The sequence below is a fragment of the Affinundibacterium nitidum genome, assembly GCF_014284155.1.
GTDB lineage: Bacteria > Pseudomonadota > Gammaproteobacteria > Burkholderiales > Burkholderiaceae_D > Undibacterium > Undibacterium nitidum.
Genome location: NZ_JACOFZ010000006.1, coordinates 21,496 through 41,968 on the forward strand (window position 1 = coordinate 21,496; position 20,473 = coordinate 41,968).

Genomic DNA, 20,473 nt, shown 5'->3' on the forward strand with positions numbered 1-20,473 from the left:
AGGAGAAATTTATGCGTTTCACTACTGTATCTAAGACCCTCGCTATGTTGATCGCGAGCGTTGCTTTGCTCTCAGCTTGCAGCACACCAATCAAAGAAGAACCAAAGAAAGTGGAAGTTGTTGAGGCGCAGCCGCAGCCAAAACAACCTGAGCCAGAAATCAAAAAAGTAGTTGCAGAAAAAGTTGATACAACTAAAGGCCCACAAGGCGTTGCAACGAGTGTTTATTTTGACTTCGACAAATACGACATCAAAGCTGAATACCAAGCTGTAGTTGAAGGTCACGCAAAGTTCTTGGTGGCTAACCAAGGTCGCACTATCCTCGTTCAAGGTAACACTGACGAACGCGGTGGCCGTGAATACAATATCGCTTTGGGTCAAAAACGTGCAGAAGCAGTACGTAAAGCATTGTCTTTGTTGGGCGTAAAAGAAACTCAAGTCGAAGCAGTCTCTTTGGGTAAAGACAAGCCAAAAGCAACTGGCAGCGATGAAGCTTCTTGGGCTGAAAACCGTCGTTCTGACATCATCTACAAATAATTGTTGTGTGACGATTTGTCTTTCGTTTTGTTTTTAACCAAGGCAAAACAGTCTTACTAAACGGACTTTGCAGTGTCATACTGCAAAGTCCGTTTTGCATAGAGCTTGCGCTTTACTTTATTTGCGCGTTTTTGTTTGAGAAATGTAGAGGTTAGAAAATGAATTTGTTGAAGATACGTCAGTGCTGTGCGGTTGCTGCATTTGCAGTGTTGAGCCTGCCAGCGATTGCTGCGCCTGGTTTGTTTGACGATGATGAAGCGCGTAAAGCGATTTTAGATTTGCGAGCCAAAGTCACCGCGCTGACTGCAAAGCTTGATGCCAAGCTTGAAGAGAAAGCCGATAAATCAAGTCTGCTCGAACTCAATAATCAGAATGAACAATTGCGCTCTGAGATTGCAAGTTTACGCGGTCAAATTGAAGTTTTGATGAACGAATTAGCCAATGCGCAAAAGCGTCAACAAGATTTTTATGCAGACCTGGACAAGCGACTGCGTGCGCTTGAACCGAAAAAAGTCAGTGTCGATGGACGTGAAGTGACGATCGAACAAAGTGAACAGCGCGCATTCGATGCGGCAATGAACTTATATAAAGCCGGCCAGTATGCAAACGCCGCCACTGCCTTTACCAATTTCAATGTGAGTTACGCGAGTTCGATTTTTGCAAGCCAAGCACAGTACTGGCTGGGTAACTCTTACTACGCTCAGCGTGACTGCAAAAATACAATCGCTGCTTTGCAGATGTTGCTCAAGAGCTTCCCAGATAGCCCTAAGACTTCAGATGCTATGTTGAACATCGCTGCATGCCAGATTGATTTGAAAGATAAGAAAGAAGCGCGTAAGACTTTAGAGGCGGTGATTGCCAAGTTTCCAGGGACAGATGCTGCTCAAGCTGCCAAGAGCCGCTTGCCTTCGACAAAATAATCTGGCTATGGAATTGACAGCTTCATAGAATCATTCTATAATTTCGTTCTTTCGGGTCGTTAGCTCAGCTGGTAGAGCAGCGGACTTTTAATCCGTTGGTCGCAGGTTCGAATCCCGCACGGCCTACCACGAATTCAGTGGAAAAGACTTAGGTGAAAATCTAAGTCTTTTTTATTTGCCAAGAAATCTTGTTGTTTTGAGAATGATCGGTAAATTGCAGTAAAAAGTTTTGGGTCGTTAGCTCAGCTGGTAGAGCAGCGGACTTTTAATCCGTTGGTCGCAGGTTCGAATCCCGCACGGCCTACCAAAATAAAAAAAGACTTGGTTTATCCAAGTCTTTTTTTTTGTCTGTACTTTCGATCTCTTTTGTTGATGGACTTGGGCCAACTGCTTGTAATTTTTCATTTGGGTTGGTGTGTGGATGTTGCTTGCGATGTACTATAATCGTTCGCTTAATCCTATGTGCTCAACGACACTCATTACCTTTCGATGAATAAGAAAAACACAGCGTCTTCAGAAGCCAAAGAGCAAGGTCGTTTGCAAATGGCCGACATTGCACGTTTGGCAGGGGTGTCGACGTCGACTGTATCGAGAGCATTGAACAAAAGTCCTCTGATCGGCGAGGAGACTCGCTTGCGTATTGAGGCTTTGGCCAAATCCCTGAATTACTCCATTAATGTCGGTGCGCAAAATCTGCGCTTGAGACAGAACCGCACTGTTGCTGTGGTTGTGCCTTTCGATAGCTCAAGTCGCCAACATCTTTCTGATCCATTTTTCCTGGGCATTATCGGTAGTATTGCGGATGCTTTAACTGATCGTGGCTACGATATGCTGCTAACGCGTGTGGATGCTGAAGAGCTTGATGCTGCGTCGCAGATCTATGACACGGGAAGGGCGATTGGCGTGATTCTTATCGGGCAGTGGCGGCATCATGACCAATTGAATCAGATGGCTGCACGTAAGGTGCCTATCGTCGTCTGGGGCGCGCAGATTCCCCAGCAGCTTTATGTTACTGTCGGCAGTGATAATGTGGCTGGCGGTCGCCTCGCGTGTTCACATCTTCTGCAGCAAGGACGTCGCCGCATCGCCTTCTTCGGTGATGTGCAGTTGCCAGAGGTCGCCCACCGCTACCAAGGTTATTGCCAAGCATTGACTGCTGCAGGCGTCGCAATCGATGAAAGCTTAGTTTTGCCTGCTGCCTTTACGGAAGAGGGCGCACGTCTCGCGGTTGAAACCTTGCAATCTAGGGTAAGCTCCTTTGATGCAGTATTTGCTTGCAGTGATTTATTAGCGATGACGGCGATTAATTTGTTTCGCCAAGCTGGTTTGCGCGTGCCGGAAGATGTGGCAGTTGTCGGCTACGATGACATCGCTTTGGCGCGATATTTCCACCCACCTTTGTCGACCGTGCAGCAACCCATTGCTGCAGCGGGCGAAGCTCTGGTTAAAGCCGTATTGCGATTGGCCGACTACGAACCAACCGGGCCCGAGCTTTTGCCTACCGAGTTGATTGTGCGCCAATCAACCTAGACCTTCAGCGAGTTTTCCCCTACCTTTAGTCCCACATACTGTCGAACATGATCAATTGATGTTGGTCGCAGTTACTCTTTGTTCACCGTGTCAGTTAAATTTATTCATCAATGCAACCGTTTGCAATTGATTTTGCACGCTTTTACATGAAACAGACAGTGATTATGGATTGCTTTTGCTGCGTTGCAAAAATGAATTGAATTTAATTGTTGTACAGCTCCTTTTTTTTTCTCTATCTAATTGATTATAAACATATCCTTAAGGCTTTTGTGTGATTGATTGCTTAGGCGGTGTTCCCTCTTTTGAAACGTTTTTTATTTACGAATATGCAAGTTAATTCGCCCCCCTACCGCGCTGCCGCAACGAAATTTTATGCAATCGATTGCATAAGCGTGAAACTTTGCGCATAATTCGACTCATCGGTAATGGTCGAAGCGTTGATCGATAAGCTTAGGAAGTTCAACCACGCATCCTGTTGGTCTGTTCTTCGGTGTAAGAAAAAGCTTGATCGGGTGTCATAAGCACTAGCTTGGCAATCTTGTTGAACTTTACTGAACTGATTTAGAACGCATTAGTATCTATTCAAAAAACCAAGGAGACACACATGAAAACGCCAACACAATTGAACAAAATGACGCTTGCTGTAGCAATGGCCTTAACTTCCGTTTCGGCCTTTGCTCAAGATGCAGCCCCAGCAGCTCAGGCAGCTGCTGACAAAAACGGTTTGAACTTAGATACCGTTGTGATTACGGGTTCACCTATTGGTAAATCTAAAATGAAGGCTAGCGTGGCGGTTAGTACGCTCGAAGCTGATCAAATTATGCAAGCCTCGCCAACGAATGCGGCCGAGATCTTGCGCTCAGTTCCAGGTGTTCGTGCAGAATCTTCCGGGGGGGAGGGGAACGCGAACTTGACTGTACGTGGCGTGCCAATTTCAGCAGGTGGTGCACGCTACGTACAGTTTCAGGAAGATGGTTTGCCAGTCTTGTTATTCGGTGACGTGGCATTCGTGACACCAGACATGTATTTGCGCGCTGATGGTGGTTTGAGCCATTTGGAAGTGGTGCGCGGCGGTTCTGCTTCTACCTTAGCAACCAATGCACCAGGCGGCATCATCAACTTTATTACGCGTAGTGGTAAAGAGAAGGGCGGCAGCATCGGCATTACTAAAGGCTTGGACTTCAACCAAACACGCTACGACTTTGATTACGGCGCAGCCATCTCTGAAAAAACGCGTATGTTTATCGGCGGGTTCTACCGCACAGGTGACAGTTCACGCCCGGCAGGTGTGACAGCTGAAGATGGTGGCCAATTGCGCGCCAATATCACACGCGAACTCGATAACGGTTACGTGCGTTTGAGCTTCAAGCACCTTGACGACAAAACGCCAATGAATATGCCAGTGCCAGTGAAAACGGTGAATGGCACGATTTCTGAAATGGCGGGCATCGATCCACGCAAAGCCAGCTTCTATTCTCCATACTGGGTCAAAGACATTGTGCTCGACAAAAATAATAATCGTGTCGCGACGAATATCAATGATGGCCTGCATGTGACGAATAATGCGTTTGGTGCAGAGGCTTCTTTGAATCTGGGTGGCGGCTGGGTGCTCGATGAAAAATTCCGTAAGTCGACCAATACAGGTCGTTTCATCTCTATCTTCCCAGCTGATAATGGCAATGCGCAGAAGAACATGACCTACGCAACAGGTCCAAATGCAGGTAAAGCCTACACCGGTGCTGCTTTCACGGCCGCTGTCTTTAATACGTCAATTGATGATGCTGGTAGCACAGTCAATGATTTGCGCGTATCGAACGCCTTCAATACAGCGGATGGTAAATTCACAGTGACTGGCGGCTTGTTCACATCATTGCAAAACGTAGCGCTGACATGGAACTTTAACCATTACTTACTGCAAGCGACAGGTGATAAGCCTGCATTGCTAAATTCAGCCGGCACCATCGCTGGTTCACCAGGCTTGTTGGCACAAGGTACTGATGTCTGGGGTGGTTGCTGCAATCGTGCGATCGACGCGCAATACAAAACAACCTCACCATATGCAGCTTTTGGCTTTGAATCTGGCCCATTGAATATCGATGCGAGCATTCGTCGTGACGAGCAAGATGCGAGCGGCACATACAATCAAGCGGTTCGTCAAAACTATAGCCAAGCAAATGTGAAGACGATTGACTATACAGTGAATCACACCTCTTACTCAGTAGGCGCGAACTATTCCATTGATAAGAACCTTGCCTTGTTTGCGCGCGCCAGTGATGGTATCGCTTTCAATGCAGACCGTGTGATGTTTGGCAATCCATTGGATGGTACGACACCTATCAGCACCAATATCGTGAAGCAAACTGAAGCTGGCGTGAAATGGAAGAGCGGTGACTTGAGTAGCTTTGTGACTTTGTTCCAAGCGAAAACGGATGAATCGAACTTTGAAGCAACTACACAAAAATTCACAGCCAATTCCTATGATGCGAAAGGTGTGGAAGTTGAAGCGAGTTATCGTCTCGGTGATTTCCGTTTGAATGGAGGCTTGACTATTACAAATGCGACGATCGTTGGTGCGAATGATAAATCTATCATTGGCAAGACTCCACGCCGTCAAGCGCGCACTGTGTACCAGCTGACGCCAACCTACACAATGGGTGATGTCGTTTTGGGCGCAAGCTTAATTGGTACTAGCAAGGCTTGGGGCGATGATGGCAATACTTTGACACTACCTGGCTTTAATGTCGTGAATGCCTTCGTCAACTATCAAGTGAACGACAAAGTGAAATTGTCCTTGAACGCTAACAACTTGTTTAACCAAATTGGTTATACCGAAGTGGAAGGTGATGGACATGCTGCACGTTCGATTAATGGACGCACTATTCGCGCGACGCTGACTTACTCCTTCTAACTTTTTTGTTTGAAAGGAATCGCCCGAATCTATAGGGTGAAATAAATCGATGGCTCCTGACTAAATCATTTTACGATTGGTAAGGAGCCGCTCCGAAACTTAAAGACTCAAACTCCAGTGGCCCTGTGGAGCGAAAACCCGACACGTTTGTGATGCGTATCGCTCCACAGGTTTTTTTAGGTCACGGGTCGATTGAATCTACTCATGAGTGATTCTTGCTTTTCCATGAAATTCGAACCCCAATTACATGCGTTAGATCCTTCGCGCCGCGCACAATTGCAGCAGCGAGTCGAAGAGCACTGGCCACAGCTTGAGGCGTGCTTAGAGCGTTTGTATGGAAAGAAAGCCGGGTACAGCGATTTCCTTGATGCGCTGTTGCAAGTGTTGGTGGATGCATCTTTGGAGAGAAGTGAAGAGTTATTGCAACTTGATGCACTACGTTTGCAGCGATCAGATTGGTTTTGCTCGGAAAATATGTTGGGGTACTGCGCGTACGTCGACCGCTTTGCAGGAAACTTGCAAGGTGTCGAACAACGAATTCCACATCTACAAAACTTAGGTGTCAGCTATCTCCATCTTTTGCCTTTCTTGAAGGCGAGAAAAGGGGGAAACGACGGTGGCTTCGCGGTTGCCAGTTTCGAGGAAATTCAACCCGAGCTCGGCAATCTTAAGGATCTACTAAATCTGACGCGCAGCCTACGTCATGCCGGTATTTCTCTGTGTTCTGATCTAGTCTTAAATCACGTAGCAGATGATCACCCATGGGCGCTTGCTGCAAAAAAAGGCGATCCACATTATCAAGCGTTCTTTCATACGTTTGATGACCGTGTGCTGCCAGATCAGTATGAGCAAACGGTAGGGCAAATATTTCCGCAGGCTGCACCTGGCAATTTCACATTCGAGACGGGTTTGCAAAAATGGGTATGGACGACATTTTATCCATTTCAATGGGATTTAAACTACGCGAATCCACAGGTCTTGTTGCAAATGGTGAAGGCCATGCTGAATTTGGCCAACTGGGGAGTGGAAGTATTTCGTCTAGATTCGACTGCCTTTTTGTGGAAGCGTTTGGGCACCAATTGCATGAATCAGGACGAGGCGCATTGGATCTTGCAAGCTTTGCGCAGTATTGTACAAATCGCCGCTCCAGCCGTGGTATTGAAAGCTGAGGCAATTGTGCCGACGGCTGACCTTCCTGCGTATTTGGGCAACGAGGAAAAGCAAATCAAAGAATGCCAAATTGCGTATCACAGTAGTTTAATGGCGTCGGCATGGATGGCATTGGCCGAGCAGAAAACTGATGTTTTGCAGTGCGTGATTGAACATACCCCAAGCTTGCCTAAGCAGGCGAGTTGGTTAACCTATGTGCGCTGTCACGATGACATAGGTTGGAATGTTTTGCGCGCTGAGGTGACGGCCGTGAGCGAATCGACCTCCATCGCACAAGAACGCTTGCAAGCGGTCTCCAGGTTTTATTCGGAACAAGGCGAAGGTTTTGCTGATGGCTTGCGCTTTCAAGCAAGTGACCCATCGGCTGTGCATGGCACGGTTGGAATGGCAGCCTCTTTGTGTGGCGTTAAAGGAAAAGCGTTGGCGTCGAATCAAATAGCGACTCGTCGTATGTTGTTGATGTATGCACTGGCCATGAGTTTTGGAGGTATGCCCTTATTGTATATGGGTGATGAGTTCGCCCAAACTAATGATCGTTCGTATCTTCAAGACATTGATCGCAGTCATGACGGACGCTGGTTGCAGAGACCTATGTTTGATGAAGTGGCGCTGAATCTGGTGCATCAAGCAGATCAAGGTAGTGTTTCTTATGTGCTCTATGCTGCGCTAATCCGCTTATTGGAGAAGCGTCGACAATCGCCAGCATTCTCCGCGGAGATTCCGGCCCATTTAATTCGACTGCCACACACTTCTATACTTGCCTTTGTACGCGGTGACTTTGACTGCAGAACGAATTCCAAACTTAAGCCCGTGCTGTGTCTATTTAATTTTTCCGACGCTGAGATAGTCTTGAATTGGAGTCAATTGGTGGAAGCGACAAAAGTGAGCCTAGGCGCGGGAGCCAATTATTTTTCGCGGAAAGACTTAAGTTGGTTTAGTGTGGATGAAGATGTATTGTTCAATGCGGAGGACGGTCATCGTGTTATGCTCAAAGCTTATGCAGCATTGTGGATTTCTTAGCGCAGGTGCTAGTATCAGGTTCTAAAAATAGAATCAGCGCGAATACCTACACGTTATCAAATCCAAACACATATTATTTTTGAGAATGATCGTCATCATGAGAAACGAATCGACCACATTGAGCACGCCAAATTTTAATTTGATTGTATTTGGTGAAGCATTGATTGATGACTTCCCTGAAGAGAGTGTAATTGGTGGCGCGCCATTCAATGTGGCTAGAAGCCTAGCGCAGTTGGGCGCACAGCCTTTGATGTTGACACGTATTGGAGATGATCCTCATGGAAGCCTAATTCAAGCCGAATTCGCGCGAACGGGACTATCAACTCTCGGTATGCAAGTCGATCAGCAGCACCCAAGCGGACGTGTTGCCGTGCATATGGAGCATGGTGCCGATGCGAGTCAGCATCGATTTGAAATTTTACCGATGCAGGCCTATGACTTCATCGATGCTAAGCAAGTATTGCATTTGGTCCAGCAACGATTTCCAGAAGATGCGCCAGACTTGATCTACTTCGGGTCCATGATTCAACGCTCTGCCGCTTCTCGCGAGGCCTTATTTGCTTTGTTGGAAGCGGATTGCTGTGAAGGTGCGACGAAATTTTTAGATTTGAATCTGCGTGATGGCCAAGCCAGTGTTGAAACAATTCAAGCATCGTTAAATTACGCAGACATCGTTAAGTTAAATGAAGATGAATTACGTTTCGTTGCTAAGCATGCTTTGGATGAGCCTTATGGGGCGGAGATATCACTAGGTAATGAAAGTTTGCGTGCGGCTTGCCTAGCGCTGATGCAGCAGTACATGATGCAAGCAGTAATCGTAACCTTAGGCGAGCAAGGCTATTTCTATTTCGATGCAGATCATCAAATTGTTACAAGCTTGGGGCGCACAATGCCAAGTATGCCTGAGGGGTGGGTGCTACGTGACACGGTGGGTGCGGGCGATGCTTTTAGCGCTTCTTTCATTCGTGGTTGGCAGCAAAATCAAGATTTGCAGACTGTGCTTGAGCGCGCTAATCAATTTGCTCGAGCGGTGTGCGGCGTACGTGGCGCTGTTGCGCCTGACTTGAACTTCTATACGCCTTGGCGAGTTTGAACTCAAACTGGTTTTGTATGAGACCGTACACCCTCAAATAATGCCAAGAAAATCATCGGAGATATTATGCACATTAGTAAACCGCACCTGAGCTTCTGGCAAATCGTCAACATGAACTTTGGATTCTTTGGTATCCAATTTAGCTTTGGTTTACAACAAAGTAGCATGAGCCCGATTTATAGTTATTTGGGAGCGGACGAAGCCAGTCTACCTTACCTGTGGTTGGCAGGACCTGTTACAGGTTTGATCGTACAACCTATCATCGGTGCGATGAGTGATAAAACCGTCAGCCGTTGGGGGCGACGTACCCCGTATTTTTTGATTGGTGCGATTCTGTGTAGCTTGGGTTTGTTGGCGATGCCGTTTAGTCCAACGCTCTGGATGGCGGCAAGTTTGTTGTGGATTTTGGATGCAGCGAACAACGTGACGATGGAGCCGTATCGCGCTTATGTCAGCGACAGGCTCGATTCCTCTCAACATTCACTCGGCTTTTTGACGCAGAGTGCGTTCACAGGGCTTGGCCAAACTTTGGCTTATCTCACCCCCTCATTGTTGGTGATGTTAGGGATGAATAAAGATGCGGTGAACGCGAATCATATTCCCCATATTGTGATTGCGGCGTTCTTGATTGGCGCGGTGTTTTCTCTTGGCTCGGTATTGTGGTCATTGAAAACTACGCCGGAGATACCGCTCACGGCAGAAGAAATTGCGGTGATCCGCTCACAACCGAATAATGCCTTGAGTACCTTGCAGGATATTTGGCAGGCGATTCAAGAAATGCCTTCAACGATGAAGCAGTTGGCGGTCATGAAGCTATTTCAATGGTATGCCTTGTTCTGCTATTGGCAGTACATTATGTTGTCCTTAGCAAAAACCATATTTGATACGACGGACCCTGCTTCTACGGGTTTTCGCGATGCGGGTTTGCTCAATGGTCAACTTGGTGCGTTTTACAACTTTATCGCCTTTATAGCCGCTTTCGCTTTGGTGCCGTTTGCCCAACGATTCGGTCCGAAAATGGTGCATGCATTCTGTCTCACTGCGGCAGGTATTGGCTTGCTGGTCATTCCTTCGATACAGCAAAGTGTCTATTTGTTTATTCCGATGTTTGGCATGGGCTTAGCTTGGGCAAGTATTATGGGCAATCCTTATATTATGCTGGCTGGCTGTATCCCGAAAGAGCGCACGGGCGTCTATATGGGCATCTTCAATATGTTTATTGTCATCCCTATGATTATTCAAATTTTTACCCTGCCATTGATTTACCGTAGTCTGCTTGACGCGAATCCACAAAATGTCATTCGTTTGGCTGGTGTGTTGCTGGTGTGTGCAGCGATCAGTGTCTGTTTTGTGAAAACCGCACCAAAGTCTTCAAATTGAGGCGGATTGAGGTTCGCACAAGATCCGTGGACCACGCTCGACACAGAGAGCGCTTTTTTGGTTTTGCTTGGGGCTTCGAGTAAAATACAGACTTTCGTCAGATTTGCTTAAAGAATGGTAAATCTGACATGCACTGTTTTACCTCTAGGCTCTTGAATTCATGAAATCTGCTGCACCCCAAGATAAGCACGAAGTACGCCCCGGTCAATCGATAGAGCTGTTGAAAGAGCTTCATATCTTGACGCGCGATGGCAAGATGAATCAAGACAGCCGCCGTAAGCTCAAACAGGTTTACCACCTCTATCAATTTATTGAGCCGTTGATGCAGCAAGTTTTGGATGCGAAGTCCGCAGTGAGCTTGGTTGACCATGGGGCAGGCAAGTCTTATCTCGGTTTTATTCTTTACGATCTTTTCTTTAAGCCGTTATTGAATGACAGTGCGGTAGGTGATGCGGCTGCTTCATCGAAGATTTATGGCATTGAAACAAGGGACGAACTTGTGGCACGCTCGCGTGAATTGGCGCAGCGTTTGCAGTTTCCTGGTATGGAATTCTTGAATTTGTCCGTCGCCGAGTCCACCACTTCACAAGCCTTACCCGAGCAAATTGATATCGTGACGGCGCTACACGCATGTAATACGGCGACAGACGATGCGATCGAATTCGCATTGAAGAAAAAGGCGCGCTTCATGGTCTTGGTACCTTGTTGTCAGGCTGAAGTAGCAGCCGAGCTGCGTAAGTCTAAAGGTGACGCCGTGCGTAATAATCCTTTGTCTGAAATGTGGCGCCATCCGATTCATACGCGCGAGTTCGGTAGTCAGATCACGAATGTCTTGCGGTGCTTGCAGTTAGAGTCGCATGGTTATCAAGTGCGTGTGACAGAGCTGGTGGGTTGGGAGCATTCGATGAAAAATGAACTCATCGTGGCAGAATACAAAGGCGGCAAGAGCAATAAAGCGGCGCAACGCCTCGCTGAAATCCTGAGCACCACGGGTTTGCAATCCTTAGAGCGCCGTTTCTTCACATCCTAAGCCTTTACGCCTTAATTCTGTAACGTTACTCCAAGTTCTTGTGCCGTCATCGCGCGGTAACAGAAAATGATTAATATGATTTAGCTCATTGAACGTGGCGCATGCGCAAAAGTTTGCACATGCCCGCATTTGCTTAGGCTATGATGACTTTCATCACAGATTGATCAAAGGAAGGCGAATATGTTCGCAGCGGTAGATTTAGGGTCGAATAGTTTTCGACTGCATATAGGCAGTTTTGATGGCAGCGCCATTCGCGTCATGAAGAGTGCGCGTGATCCGATTCGTCTTGGTGCTGGCTTAGATGCTCAAGGTAACCTCACACCAGAAGCGATAGAGCGAGCCTTAGCATGTTTATCGCGTTTCAAAGAGCTTCTCGATAGCTATAAAGATATCGAAGTACGCTGCGTCGCCACTAATACCATTCGAATCGCAAAGAACGCGGCCGCGTTTCTGCCTCGCGCAGAAGCCGCTTTAGGCCGCCCAATTGAGGTGATCTCCGGCGAGGAAGAGGGACGCTTGATTTATATGGGTGTGTCCAATACTTTGGCGATTCCAGCCGAACGGCGCTTGGTGATCGATATCGGCGGCGGCTCAACTGAAATTATCCTCGGGCGAGGGCATGAGATCGCCAAAGTAGAATCTTTCGGGATGGGTACGGTCAAGCATAGTTCTGCATTTTTTCCAGATGGCGTCATCACTGCAGCTGGATTTGATGCTGCAGTGGTCTCTGTTCGCTCCTTATTGGAAGATGCCACGCCGGCCTTTCAGCCTGAATACTGGCGTAATGCCTATGGCTCCTCAGGCACAGTGCGTGCGATTTCTGATGCCCTTCTCAAAAATGGTTTCGGCGATGCCGAGGTCAGTTTGCCAAAATTGCTGGCCTTGCGCGACTACTGTATTAACAAGGGGCGCATCGATGCGCTAAATCTCGCTGGCATTAAGCCCGAACGCGTGGCAATGGTGATTGGCGGTTTATCTATTTTGATCGGTCTCTTTCAAGAGTTAAATATTACGGTCCTGCATCCTATTGAGGCTGGTTTGCGTATGGGCGTGATGTGGGACTTGCACCTGCGTTCGACCAAGCGCGATCGCCGAGATCAAGCCGTACATGATTTTCTTGATGTATTTCGAGCTGACGTTATACGAGCAAAATCAGTCGCGGAAATCGCAAAATCTATTTTTGAGCAGTTGAAGCCCAGTAATGAACAGCTGACTCGGTATGTGTATTGGAGCGCCTTAATGCATGAGGTGGGAATGACGGTATCACATACGGGTTACCACAAACATGGTAGCTATCTCGTTGAAAACGGCGATATTGCTGGTTTCACGACGCGTGAGCAGAAACTAATGAGCCGCTTGGTGTTAAGTCAGAAAGGGAATTTGCGGAAGTTGGGCGAGAGCTTGTCGGATAGTGACATCGCCAAAGCAGTGCTGTCGTTACGCTTAGCTGTGACCTTCATGCATTCACGTATCGAGCTAGATTTTGCTGATTTCCGCTTGAGGATGAAGAATAAGATTGAGCTTGAAATCAAGCAGTCATGGGTCAATCTTCATCCTACGGTGGCATATTGGCTGCAAAAAGAGATTGAATGCTGGCGTGAAATCGGGGTCGAGTTTGTGGTGAAGGCCTATGCTTGAAATGCTTCCTTGTTAAATAGTATAAATCGTTTATACTGTTTATGTATTTGAGATATTTTTAATATTGTAGGATCACGAAACAGGAGTAAAAATGGTTACCGCAGCGAAGAAAAAAGTAAGTCCTAAATCAAAAGTTTCAGTCGTGTCAGCTAAAGTGATTGCGACGGCCGCAAAATTGGCTCCTGTGAATGCAGCGGCAAAGCCAGTTAAAGTAAATGCTAAAGCAGCGCCTAAACCAAGCGCGAAGCCTGCCGCGGGCTCTAAGGTGGCAGCGAAGAAGGGAGTCGCGAAGGTGGCAACCCCCGCAGCAAAGAAAGTGCAGCTTAAGCCAGCGGTGAAGTCAGCAACTAAGCCAGTAAATAAGCCGAAAGCTCCCGCAGTAAAAGTTGAAAAGATCAAGAAACCAAAATTGGTTCGCGATAGCTTCACGATGCCTGAAGCTGAATATGCTGTCCTTGGTGATGTGAAAAAAGCCTGTTTGGCAGCTGGAGTTGAAGTGAAAAAGAGTCAATTATTGCGTATCGGCCTGGAATTGTTGAAAAAGACAGAGATGACGCAGTTGAAAGCGATGATCGCTGCATTGCCAGCATTAAAAGCAGGTCGCCCCAAATTAGCGAAATAAATTTGGGTCAGCCGCAGAGCTGCGTTGGTAGGTGCTAATTCATTAAAAAATTAGTCTATAAACGAATCTCAGCAAGAGTCTCAAAAGCCACGATTTTATCGTGGCTTTTTTATTTGTTGGCAAGTTTGGGCCGGTTGGAGTATCGCTCAGTGGGTGAAATATTCGTCGTTAAGTGATCTTAATTGCAACTGGTATCATCACTTCGGGGTATGAATCGCTGAAATCTATGATAGCTGAAAAGCTACCTAGTGTTCTTATTGCGGTCTCTTAAGGTAATCAATGGTCTTTATTGTAAAAACAATTGCCCTACTGAAAGCGCTTTGGATTTTTGCTCAATAAAAAATCTAAAGCGCTTTGAGTTTTTTTTGAAAAAAAATGTAAAGCGCTTTGAATATTGTCGTGAAAACTTGATAATAAAATTCTCGTTATGTAGTTTGACTACATTTAAAAAAATGTGAAATCTGTGGTTTTCCAGCCACGCTCTACCAAATTGCTCTAGAGGAGAGGCGGTTTTTGTCGCAGTTATTCGAATTATTTATGGTTGACATACGATTTAGTTTTGGTACAAACTAGCTTCAAGAATTTAATTGGAAAAGAAAAGTGCCAAGTCGAATTCGGTTGCAATAAGAAGTCGCAGTAGTTTTAGAAATCCTCCCCCCCAATTGGAATTTGAGCCTCACAAAAATTATTTGGAGATTTGTATGGAACAGAAAAGCCGTCAGCAACAACAGGTATCAAGCCTGAATCGTGCTGTATTAAAAATGACCCCAATCGCAGCCGGTTGTGCTGTGATGTTTGCATTGAGCTCTGGCAATGTGTACGCGCAACAAGCTGAAGCACCGAAAGCTGCTGCGCAAGAGCAAGCGCCTGATACTGTTGTTGTGACAGGTATTCGTCGTGGTATCGAAGCTGCGATTTCATTAAAGAAAAACTCCACATCCATCGTGGAAGCGATCTCTGCTGAAGATATCGGTAAGTTGCCAGATTCCAGCGTTGCTGAATCTATCTCCCGTTTGCCAGGTGTTACTTCACAACGTAGCCGTTCTTCTGGTAAATCAGCTGACATCAGTATTCGTGGTTTGGCACCATCGTTCAACGGTTCTTTATTGAATGGCCGTGAGCAAGCTTCCACAGGTAATGCACGCGCACCAGAATTCGATCTGTTCCCAGCGGAATTGATGGGTTCTGTATTGATCTACAAAACACCAGACGCTTCTTTGGTTGGTCAAGGCTTGGCAGCGACTATCGACTTGAATACTTTGAAGCCATTGGATTTCGGTAAGCAAGTGATCTCTGCAGCGTATCGCAAGCAACGTACTGGCGTGAAAACTTCCTCCGAAGGTTCAGGCGATCGTTACTCTTTCTCTTATGTAGATCAATTTGCTGACCGTACAATCGGTTTGGCATTGGGCTTTACTAAGTTCAAAGAAGATGGTGGCGCGCAACAACGTTTCAATACTTGGGGCGGTTGGAGCCCAGAAGTAGACTATCAAGGTAAGAAAGTTAAAACGATCGGTGGTTTCGGTGCTGATACTGAAACAAGTAAGAGCGATCGTGATGGTGCTTCCGTTACTTTGCAATTTAAACCAAACAAAGACTTCAAATCGACAGTCGATATGTTCTACTCTGCAGGTAGCAACAGCTTGAAGAAAACTGGTTTGGAAGGCGCGATCGCTGGTTCTGCTGGTGGTTACGATCCAGACGGCGTATTGTCAAATGCAACAATCGATTCCAATGGTGTCGCTACAGCTGGTACATTCAGCAACTACAAAGGTGTAGTGCGTAACCATAAAGAATCCGCAAAAGACAAATTCACATCGATCGGTTGGAATACTGAACTGAAACTCGATGACTGGAAATTGAAAACAGATTTGTCTTACTCTAAAGCGAAAAAAGACGCATCTCGCTACGAAACAACAGCAGGTCAACCAGGCAATGCAGCGAGCTTGGGCTCTATTAGCTACACGGGCTTCAATGGCGGTAACTTCAATGACGTTAAGTACACGACATCTTTGAACTACGGTGATCGTAACGTTGCTCTTTTGACTGACGTGAACGGCTGGGGTGGTGGTGTTAATTCTCCACAAGCTGGTTATGTAGCATTGCCAACAGTAAACGATAAAGTGAATAGCTTCCGTATCGCTGCAAGCCACGAAGTAAGCTGGGGCCCAATCGTTAATACTCACTTCGGTTTGAACTACAACGATCGTGAAAAAATCCGTGCTGGTCAAGAAGGTCGCTTGGTTGTCAAAGGTGCTAATGGCTACGCAAGTGCTACAGTGCCAGGTTCTGCTGTAGGTACAGCGGGTACAACAGGCTTGCCTATCGTTTCCTTCGATCCAGAAGGCTCTTTGGGTCCAATTTATAGCTTGGCACAATGGGTAGACGCATCTGTGTTGGCAAAAGATTGGTCTGTTCGTGAGAAAGTCACTACAGCCTATGCAATGGGCGACCTCGATGGCGATTTGGGCGGTGTTCCTTATCGTGGTAACGTTGGTGTGCAGTTCGTCAATACAGATCAATTCTCGACAGGTGCTCAAGTTGATTTGGCTTTCTGTACCGGTATTACAGCGGCCACTTGCCCATCTAAAGTGGTAGGTGCGGGTACGACATATTCGAACATCTTGCCAAGTACAAACGTATCTTTCGAATTGGGTAACGAACAGTTCATCCGTTTAGGTTTGGCGAAAGTATTGTCTCGTGCCAATATGGACGACATGCGTGCAAGCCAACAATTTGGTGTTACAACACAAGGTAACAACCCAATCTTGACGGGTAGCGGCGGTAACCCAAATCTGAAGCCATTCTTGGCTAAAGCATTGGACGTGTCCTATGAAAAATACTTCGGTAACAAAGGCTACTTCAGCTTTGCTGGTTTCTACAAATCGCTCGATACTTACATTTATCGCGCACCGACAACGTTTGACTACAAACCATTCGTAAGTGCAAACACACCATTGCCATTGACTGGTGCATACAAAGGTTCAACAGTCGGTTTGTTGACTGCACCACGTAACGGTGAAGGCGGTAAGATCTCTGGCTTCGAAATGTCTTTGAACATTCCGTTGAACATGGTTTCAAGCTACCTCGATGGTTTCGGTGTCATGGTTAACCACTCTGATACAAATAGCCAAATCACTTTACCAGGCTTCGGTTTTAGCAATATCACAGTATCTTCTGCGAATATTCCATTGCCAGGTTTGTCTAAGAAAGTATCCAACTTGCGTTTGTACTATGAAAAAGATGGCTTCCAATTTGCATGGGCTGCTCGTAAGCGCTCTGACTTCTTGGGTCAAGTCAGCGACTATCAAGACAATATGCAGTTGACGATGGTTAAAGGCGAAACACTGGTGGACTTGCAAGCATCTTATGAGTTCAAAACAGGTTACTTGAAAGGTTTGTCTTTGTTGATTCAAGCGAATAACTGGAATAACACACCATTCCAAGAATACAACACAGATCCTAACGTCATTACAAATAAAGTTACCTACGGTAGAACTTATTTGTTCGGCGCAAACTACAAGTTCTAATCTGAACCCGTATAAAACCCCTGCGCGGCATGGCAGGGGTTTTTTTTTACCCGTCGCAGACATGGCGATGGCAAAGAAAGAGAATTTACGTAAAACCTGGTCGACTTTGGCTTGAAACGAGAACGTGCATGAAGTTCTGCGTGCCTTTCTGTGCAGTAGGCTTCTATCGCGGGCTAATCCACGGTAGAGTATGTGCAGGTTTTCCGTCAATTCTTTTTGATAAGAGATTTTGTAATGAATAACGAAGCAAATCGCAACGAAGCCATTAAAAACGTCGTGATCGTCGGCGGTGGTACATCAGGTTGGATGACAGCGGCAGCTCTGGCCGTTGTTCTAAAAGGCAAATACCATATTCGCGTCGTCGAATCAGATGAAATCGGCATTGTCGGTGTAGGAGAAGCGACGATTCCGATGATACAGCGCTATAACCAAATTCTCGGTATCGATGAAAACGAGTTTCTGCGTGAGACTCAAGGTACCTTCAAACTCGGTATCGAATTTGTGAATTGGGGTCGTCTCGGCGATCGTTATATGCACGGCTTCGGCACCATCGGTCAAGAGATGTGGACGGTGCGTTTTGATCAGTACTGGCAAAAATATAATCTGCAAGGCAAAGTGGCGAAGCTGGAGGAATATTCAATCACGCGTATGGCTTCGAAGAAAAATAAGTTCATGCCTGCCGATTTGAGCGTGCCGAATTCGCCTTTGAACCAAATCGTGCATGCCTATCATTTTGATGCGAGTTTGTACGCCAAGTACTTACGTAAATTCTCTGAGGCGCGTGGAGTGGTGCGCACTGAAGGCAAAATTACCCAAGTCAAACAGCGCGAGAGCGATGGATTTATCGAATCTGTTGTCATGGAAAATGGTGAGCAAGTTCAAGGCGATTTATTTATCGACTGTTCCGGCTTCCGTGGGCTGTTGATCGAGCAAACGCTCAAAACAGGCTATGAAGACTGGACCCATTATTTGCCGTGCGATCGTGCTTTGGCAGTGCCGTGTGAATCCGCGCCAGTGCTTACACCCTATACCCGCTCAACTGCACATAAAGCAGGTTGGCAATGGCGCATTCCGCTGCAACATCGTATTGGTAATGGTCATGTGTTTTGTAGTCAGTTCACGAGCGAAGATGAAGCGGCGGCAACGCTGTTGGAAAACCTCGATGGCAAGCCATTGGCTGACCCACGTCTAATCAAATTTACGACGGGAATGCGTAAGCAAGCATGGAATAAAAATGTCATCGCAATTGGTTTGGCGGGTGGTTTCTTAGAGCCGCTTGAGTCGACCAGTATTCATTTGATTCAAACAGCGATTGCGCGCTTGATCAACTTTTTCCCGAGCCGTCATTTTAATGAAGTGGATATCAAGGAATACAACCGCCAAAGCCGCTTCGAATTCGAGCGCATTCGCGATTTCGTGATCTTGCATTACAAATTAAACCAGCGTGAAGACTCCGCCTTCTGGAACAACTGCGCCGAGATGGCAGTGCCGGATAGCCTCACTCACAAGATGGAAATGTACCGTGCCAGCGGACGTTTGCTGCGCGTTGACGACGAGTTGTTCGCCGAGATTGGTTGGTTGCAGGTACTCGAAGGGCAAAATATGCCGGTCGAAGGCTATCACCCACTAGTCGACTTGCAAACCGAAGAGGGTACTCTGGAATATTTAGAAAGCGTGCGTCAAGTCATCGCCAAGTGCGTTGATGTGATGCCTGACCATGCTGCCTATATTGCTAAACATTGTGCATCACCACGCATGTAAAATCTGATTACGATAGGACTCACGCAAAACAGATGTTGGCCTTGTTATGTTCGCCTTGTCAGCACAATTTTGTGTAAGTCCTAGCTCACAACTTAGGGGAGGTGAACGATGAGTAATACAGAGATTTTTTTGCTGGCGATGTTGGTGATTTTTACTTTGCCTTATTTGATTTGGCGAGTAGGTCGCACCGACTATTACGCGCCTTTGGTGGTGGTACAAATTATTACCGGCATTTTATTGGGGCCTGGCGTGTTGGGGAATGCGTTTCCCGAGGTGTATAAGTTTGTATTTGCACCGACGATTGTGCATTCGCTCAACGGTATCGCATGGTGGGCGGTGATGTTGTTCGTGATGATTGCAGGCATCGAACTCGATTTACGTAAAGCCTGGGAGCATAAGCGCGAAAGTAGTATCACGGCAGGCTTAGCCTTATGCGTGCCGCTCATGTTTGGTTCTGTGGTTGCGATGGCGATGCTGCCGACGGACGGGTGGATGGGGAGCAAGGCATTACCTTGGCAATTTGTTCTCGGCATTGGCATGGCGTGCGCGGTGACTGCATTACCGATTCTGATTTTGTTGATGGAGAAAATGCAGATCCTGCGCGAACCAATGGGACAACGTATTTTGCGTTACGCCAGTGTTGACGATATTGCGATTTGGGGTGTCTTAGCATTAATCATGCTCGATTGGACACGTGTTGGAAGACAGGCGATTTTCTTAGTCTCGTTTGCGATTGTGGCCTACTTGTTCCGCCGTTTAATGCAAAGCTTGGCTGAAAGAGATCGCTGGTTTGTGTCTTTGATTTGGTTAGCGATTTGCGCCTTGGCGGCTGATTGGGCGGGGTTGCATTTCATGGTCGGTGCCTTTTTAGCCGGCGCGGTGATGGATGCCGAATGGTTTGATCAGGAAAAAATGGATGCCTTACGCCACCACGTGTTGCTGGTGATGATGCCCGTGTTTTTCTTGAGTACGGGTTTGAAAACAAATTGGACCTTGGGTGGCGTCACCGTGTTCATCGCAGCTGCTGCGCTGTTAGTGGCGGCGATTAGCGGCAAATGGGTTGGCGTCCAACTTGCAGGTCGTATATTGAAGTGGCAAAAAGGTGAAGCCAGCATCATCGCTTGGTTATTGCAGACCAAGGCCTTGATCATGATTATCTTTGCCAATATTTTGTTAGACAAAGGCGTGATCACCGATGCCACATTTACGGCACTGCTATTGATGGCCATCGGCAGCACGATGTTGACCGTGCCAGTAGTTCAACCGAAGTTGAATAAGCTGCGTGAGTTAATACAGCGCAGTACGTAAGAATAGTAACTAAGAATAGTAATTAGG

At 46.8% G+C, this 20,473-nt stretch carries 13 protein-coding genes and 2 tRNA genes; all 15 read left to right on the plus strand.

The annotated features are described in order from the left end of the window. The first annotated feature begins 11 nt into the window (after positions 1–11). Positions 12–536, plus strand: a complete 525-nt coding sequence (gene pal / locus H8K36_RS14300; protein WP_186917184.1) for a peptidoglycan-associated lipoprotein Pal — start codon at positions 12–14, stop codon at positions 534–536. A 158-nt stretch (positions 537–694) separates the two neighbouring features. After that, a complete protein-coding gene (gene ybgF / locus H8K36_RS14305; protein WP_186917185.1) occupies positions 695–1,456 on the plus strand; it encodes a tol-pal system protein YbgF in 762 nt (253 codons plus the stop codon). A 53-nt stretch (positions 1,457–1,509) separates the two neighbouring features. Beyond that, positions 1,510–1,585: transfer RNA gene (locus tag H8K36_RS14310), tRNA-Lys, on the plus strand. Positions 1,586–1,687: 102 nt separating this feature from the next. Then, positions 1,688–1,763: transfer RNA gene (locus tag H8K36_RS14315), tRNA-Lys, on the plus strand. A 182-nt stretch (positions 1,764–1,945) separates the two neighbouring features. After that, positions 1,946–2,986 (plus strand): LacI family DNA-binding transcriptional regulator, encoded by a 1,041-nt coding sequence (locus H8K36_RS14320; protein WP_186917186.1) that lies wholly within the window; start codon positions 1,946–1,948, stop codon positions 2,984–2,986. A 604-nt stretch (positions 2,987–3,590) separates the two neighbouring features. Then, positions 3,591–5,894: a TonB-dependent receptor domain-containing protein gene (locus H8K36_RS14325; RefSeq protein ID WP_186917187.1), complete on the plus strand. Its 2,304-nt coding sequence runs from the start codon at positions 3,591–3,593 to the stop codon at positions 5,892–5,894. Between the two features lie 225 nt (positions 5,895–6,119). Further along, the gene (locus H8K36_RS14330) at positions 6,120–8,084 is read left to right on the plus strand and encodes an alpha-amylase family protein (protein WP_186917188.1); all 1,965 of its coding nucleotides are present in this window, start codon (positions 6,120–6,122) and stop codon (positions 8,082–8,084) included. Positions 8,085–8,181: 97 nt separating this feature from the next. Continuing rightward, the gene (locus H8K36_RS14335) at positions 8,182–9,177 is read left to right on the plus strand and encodes a PfkB family carbohydrate kinase (protein ID WP_186917189.1); all 996 of its coding nucleotides are present in this window, start codon (positions 8,182–8,184) and stop codon (positions 9,175–9,177) included. A gap of 66 nt (positions 9,178–9,243) precedes the next feature. Next, entirely contained in the window at positions 9,244–10,557 is a 1,314-nt protein-coding gene (locus tag H8K36_RS14340; protein WP_186917190.1) for an MFS transporter, read from the plus strand. 160 nt (positions 10,558–10,717) lie between these two features. Next, positions 10,718–11,587 (plus strand): class I SAM-dependent methyltransferase, encoded by an 870-nt coding sequence (locus tag H8K36_RS14345; RefSeq protein ID WP_186917191.1) that lies wholly within the window; start codon positions 10,718–10,720, stop codon positions 11,585–11,587. 180 nt (positions 11,588–11,767) lie between these two features. Further along, positions 11,768–13,225 carry a Ppx/GppA phosphatase family protein gene (locus tag H8K36_RS14350; protein ID WP_186917192.1) on the plus strand — a complete coding sequence of 486 codons (1,458 nt, stop codon included), beginning with the start codon at positions 11,768–11,770 and terminating at the stop codon, positions 13,223–13,225. 91 nt (positions 13,226–13,316) lie between these two features. Further along, positions 13,317–13,847, plus strand: coding sequence for a hypothetical protein (locus H8K36_RS19640; protein WP_304941539.1), 531 nt, complete (start codon positions 13,317–13,319; stop codon positions 13,845–13,847). Between the two features lie 701 nt (positions 13,848–14,548). Next, complete coding sequence (locus tag H8K36_RS14360; RefSeq protein WP_186917193.1) at positions 14,549–17,377, plus strand: TonB-dependent receptor; 2,829 nt, start codon at positions 14,549–14,551, stop codon at positions 17,375–17,377. Positions 17,378–17,611: 234 nt separating this feature from the next. Continuing rightward, positions 17,612–19,138: a tryptophan halogenase family protein gene (locus tag H8K36_RS14365; RefSeq protein ID WP_186917194.1), complete on the plus strand. Its 1,527-nt coding sequence runs from the start codon at positions 17,612–17,614 to the stop codon at positions 19,136–19,138. Between the two features lie 108 nt (positions 19,139–19,246). Beyond that, positions 19,247–20,446, plus strand: a complete 1,200-nt coding sequence (locus H8K36_RS14370) for a cation:proton antiporter (RefSeq protein ID WP_186917195.1) — start codon at positions 19,247–19,249, stop codon at positions 20,444–20,446. The last annotated feature ends 27 nt before the right edge of the window (positions 20,447–20,473 follow it).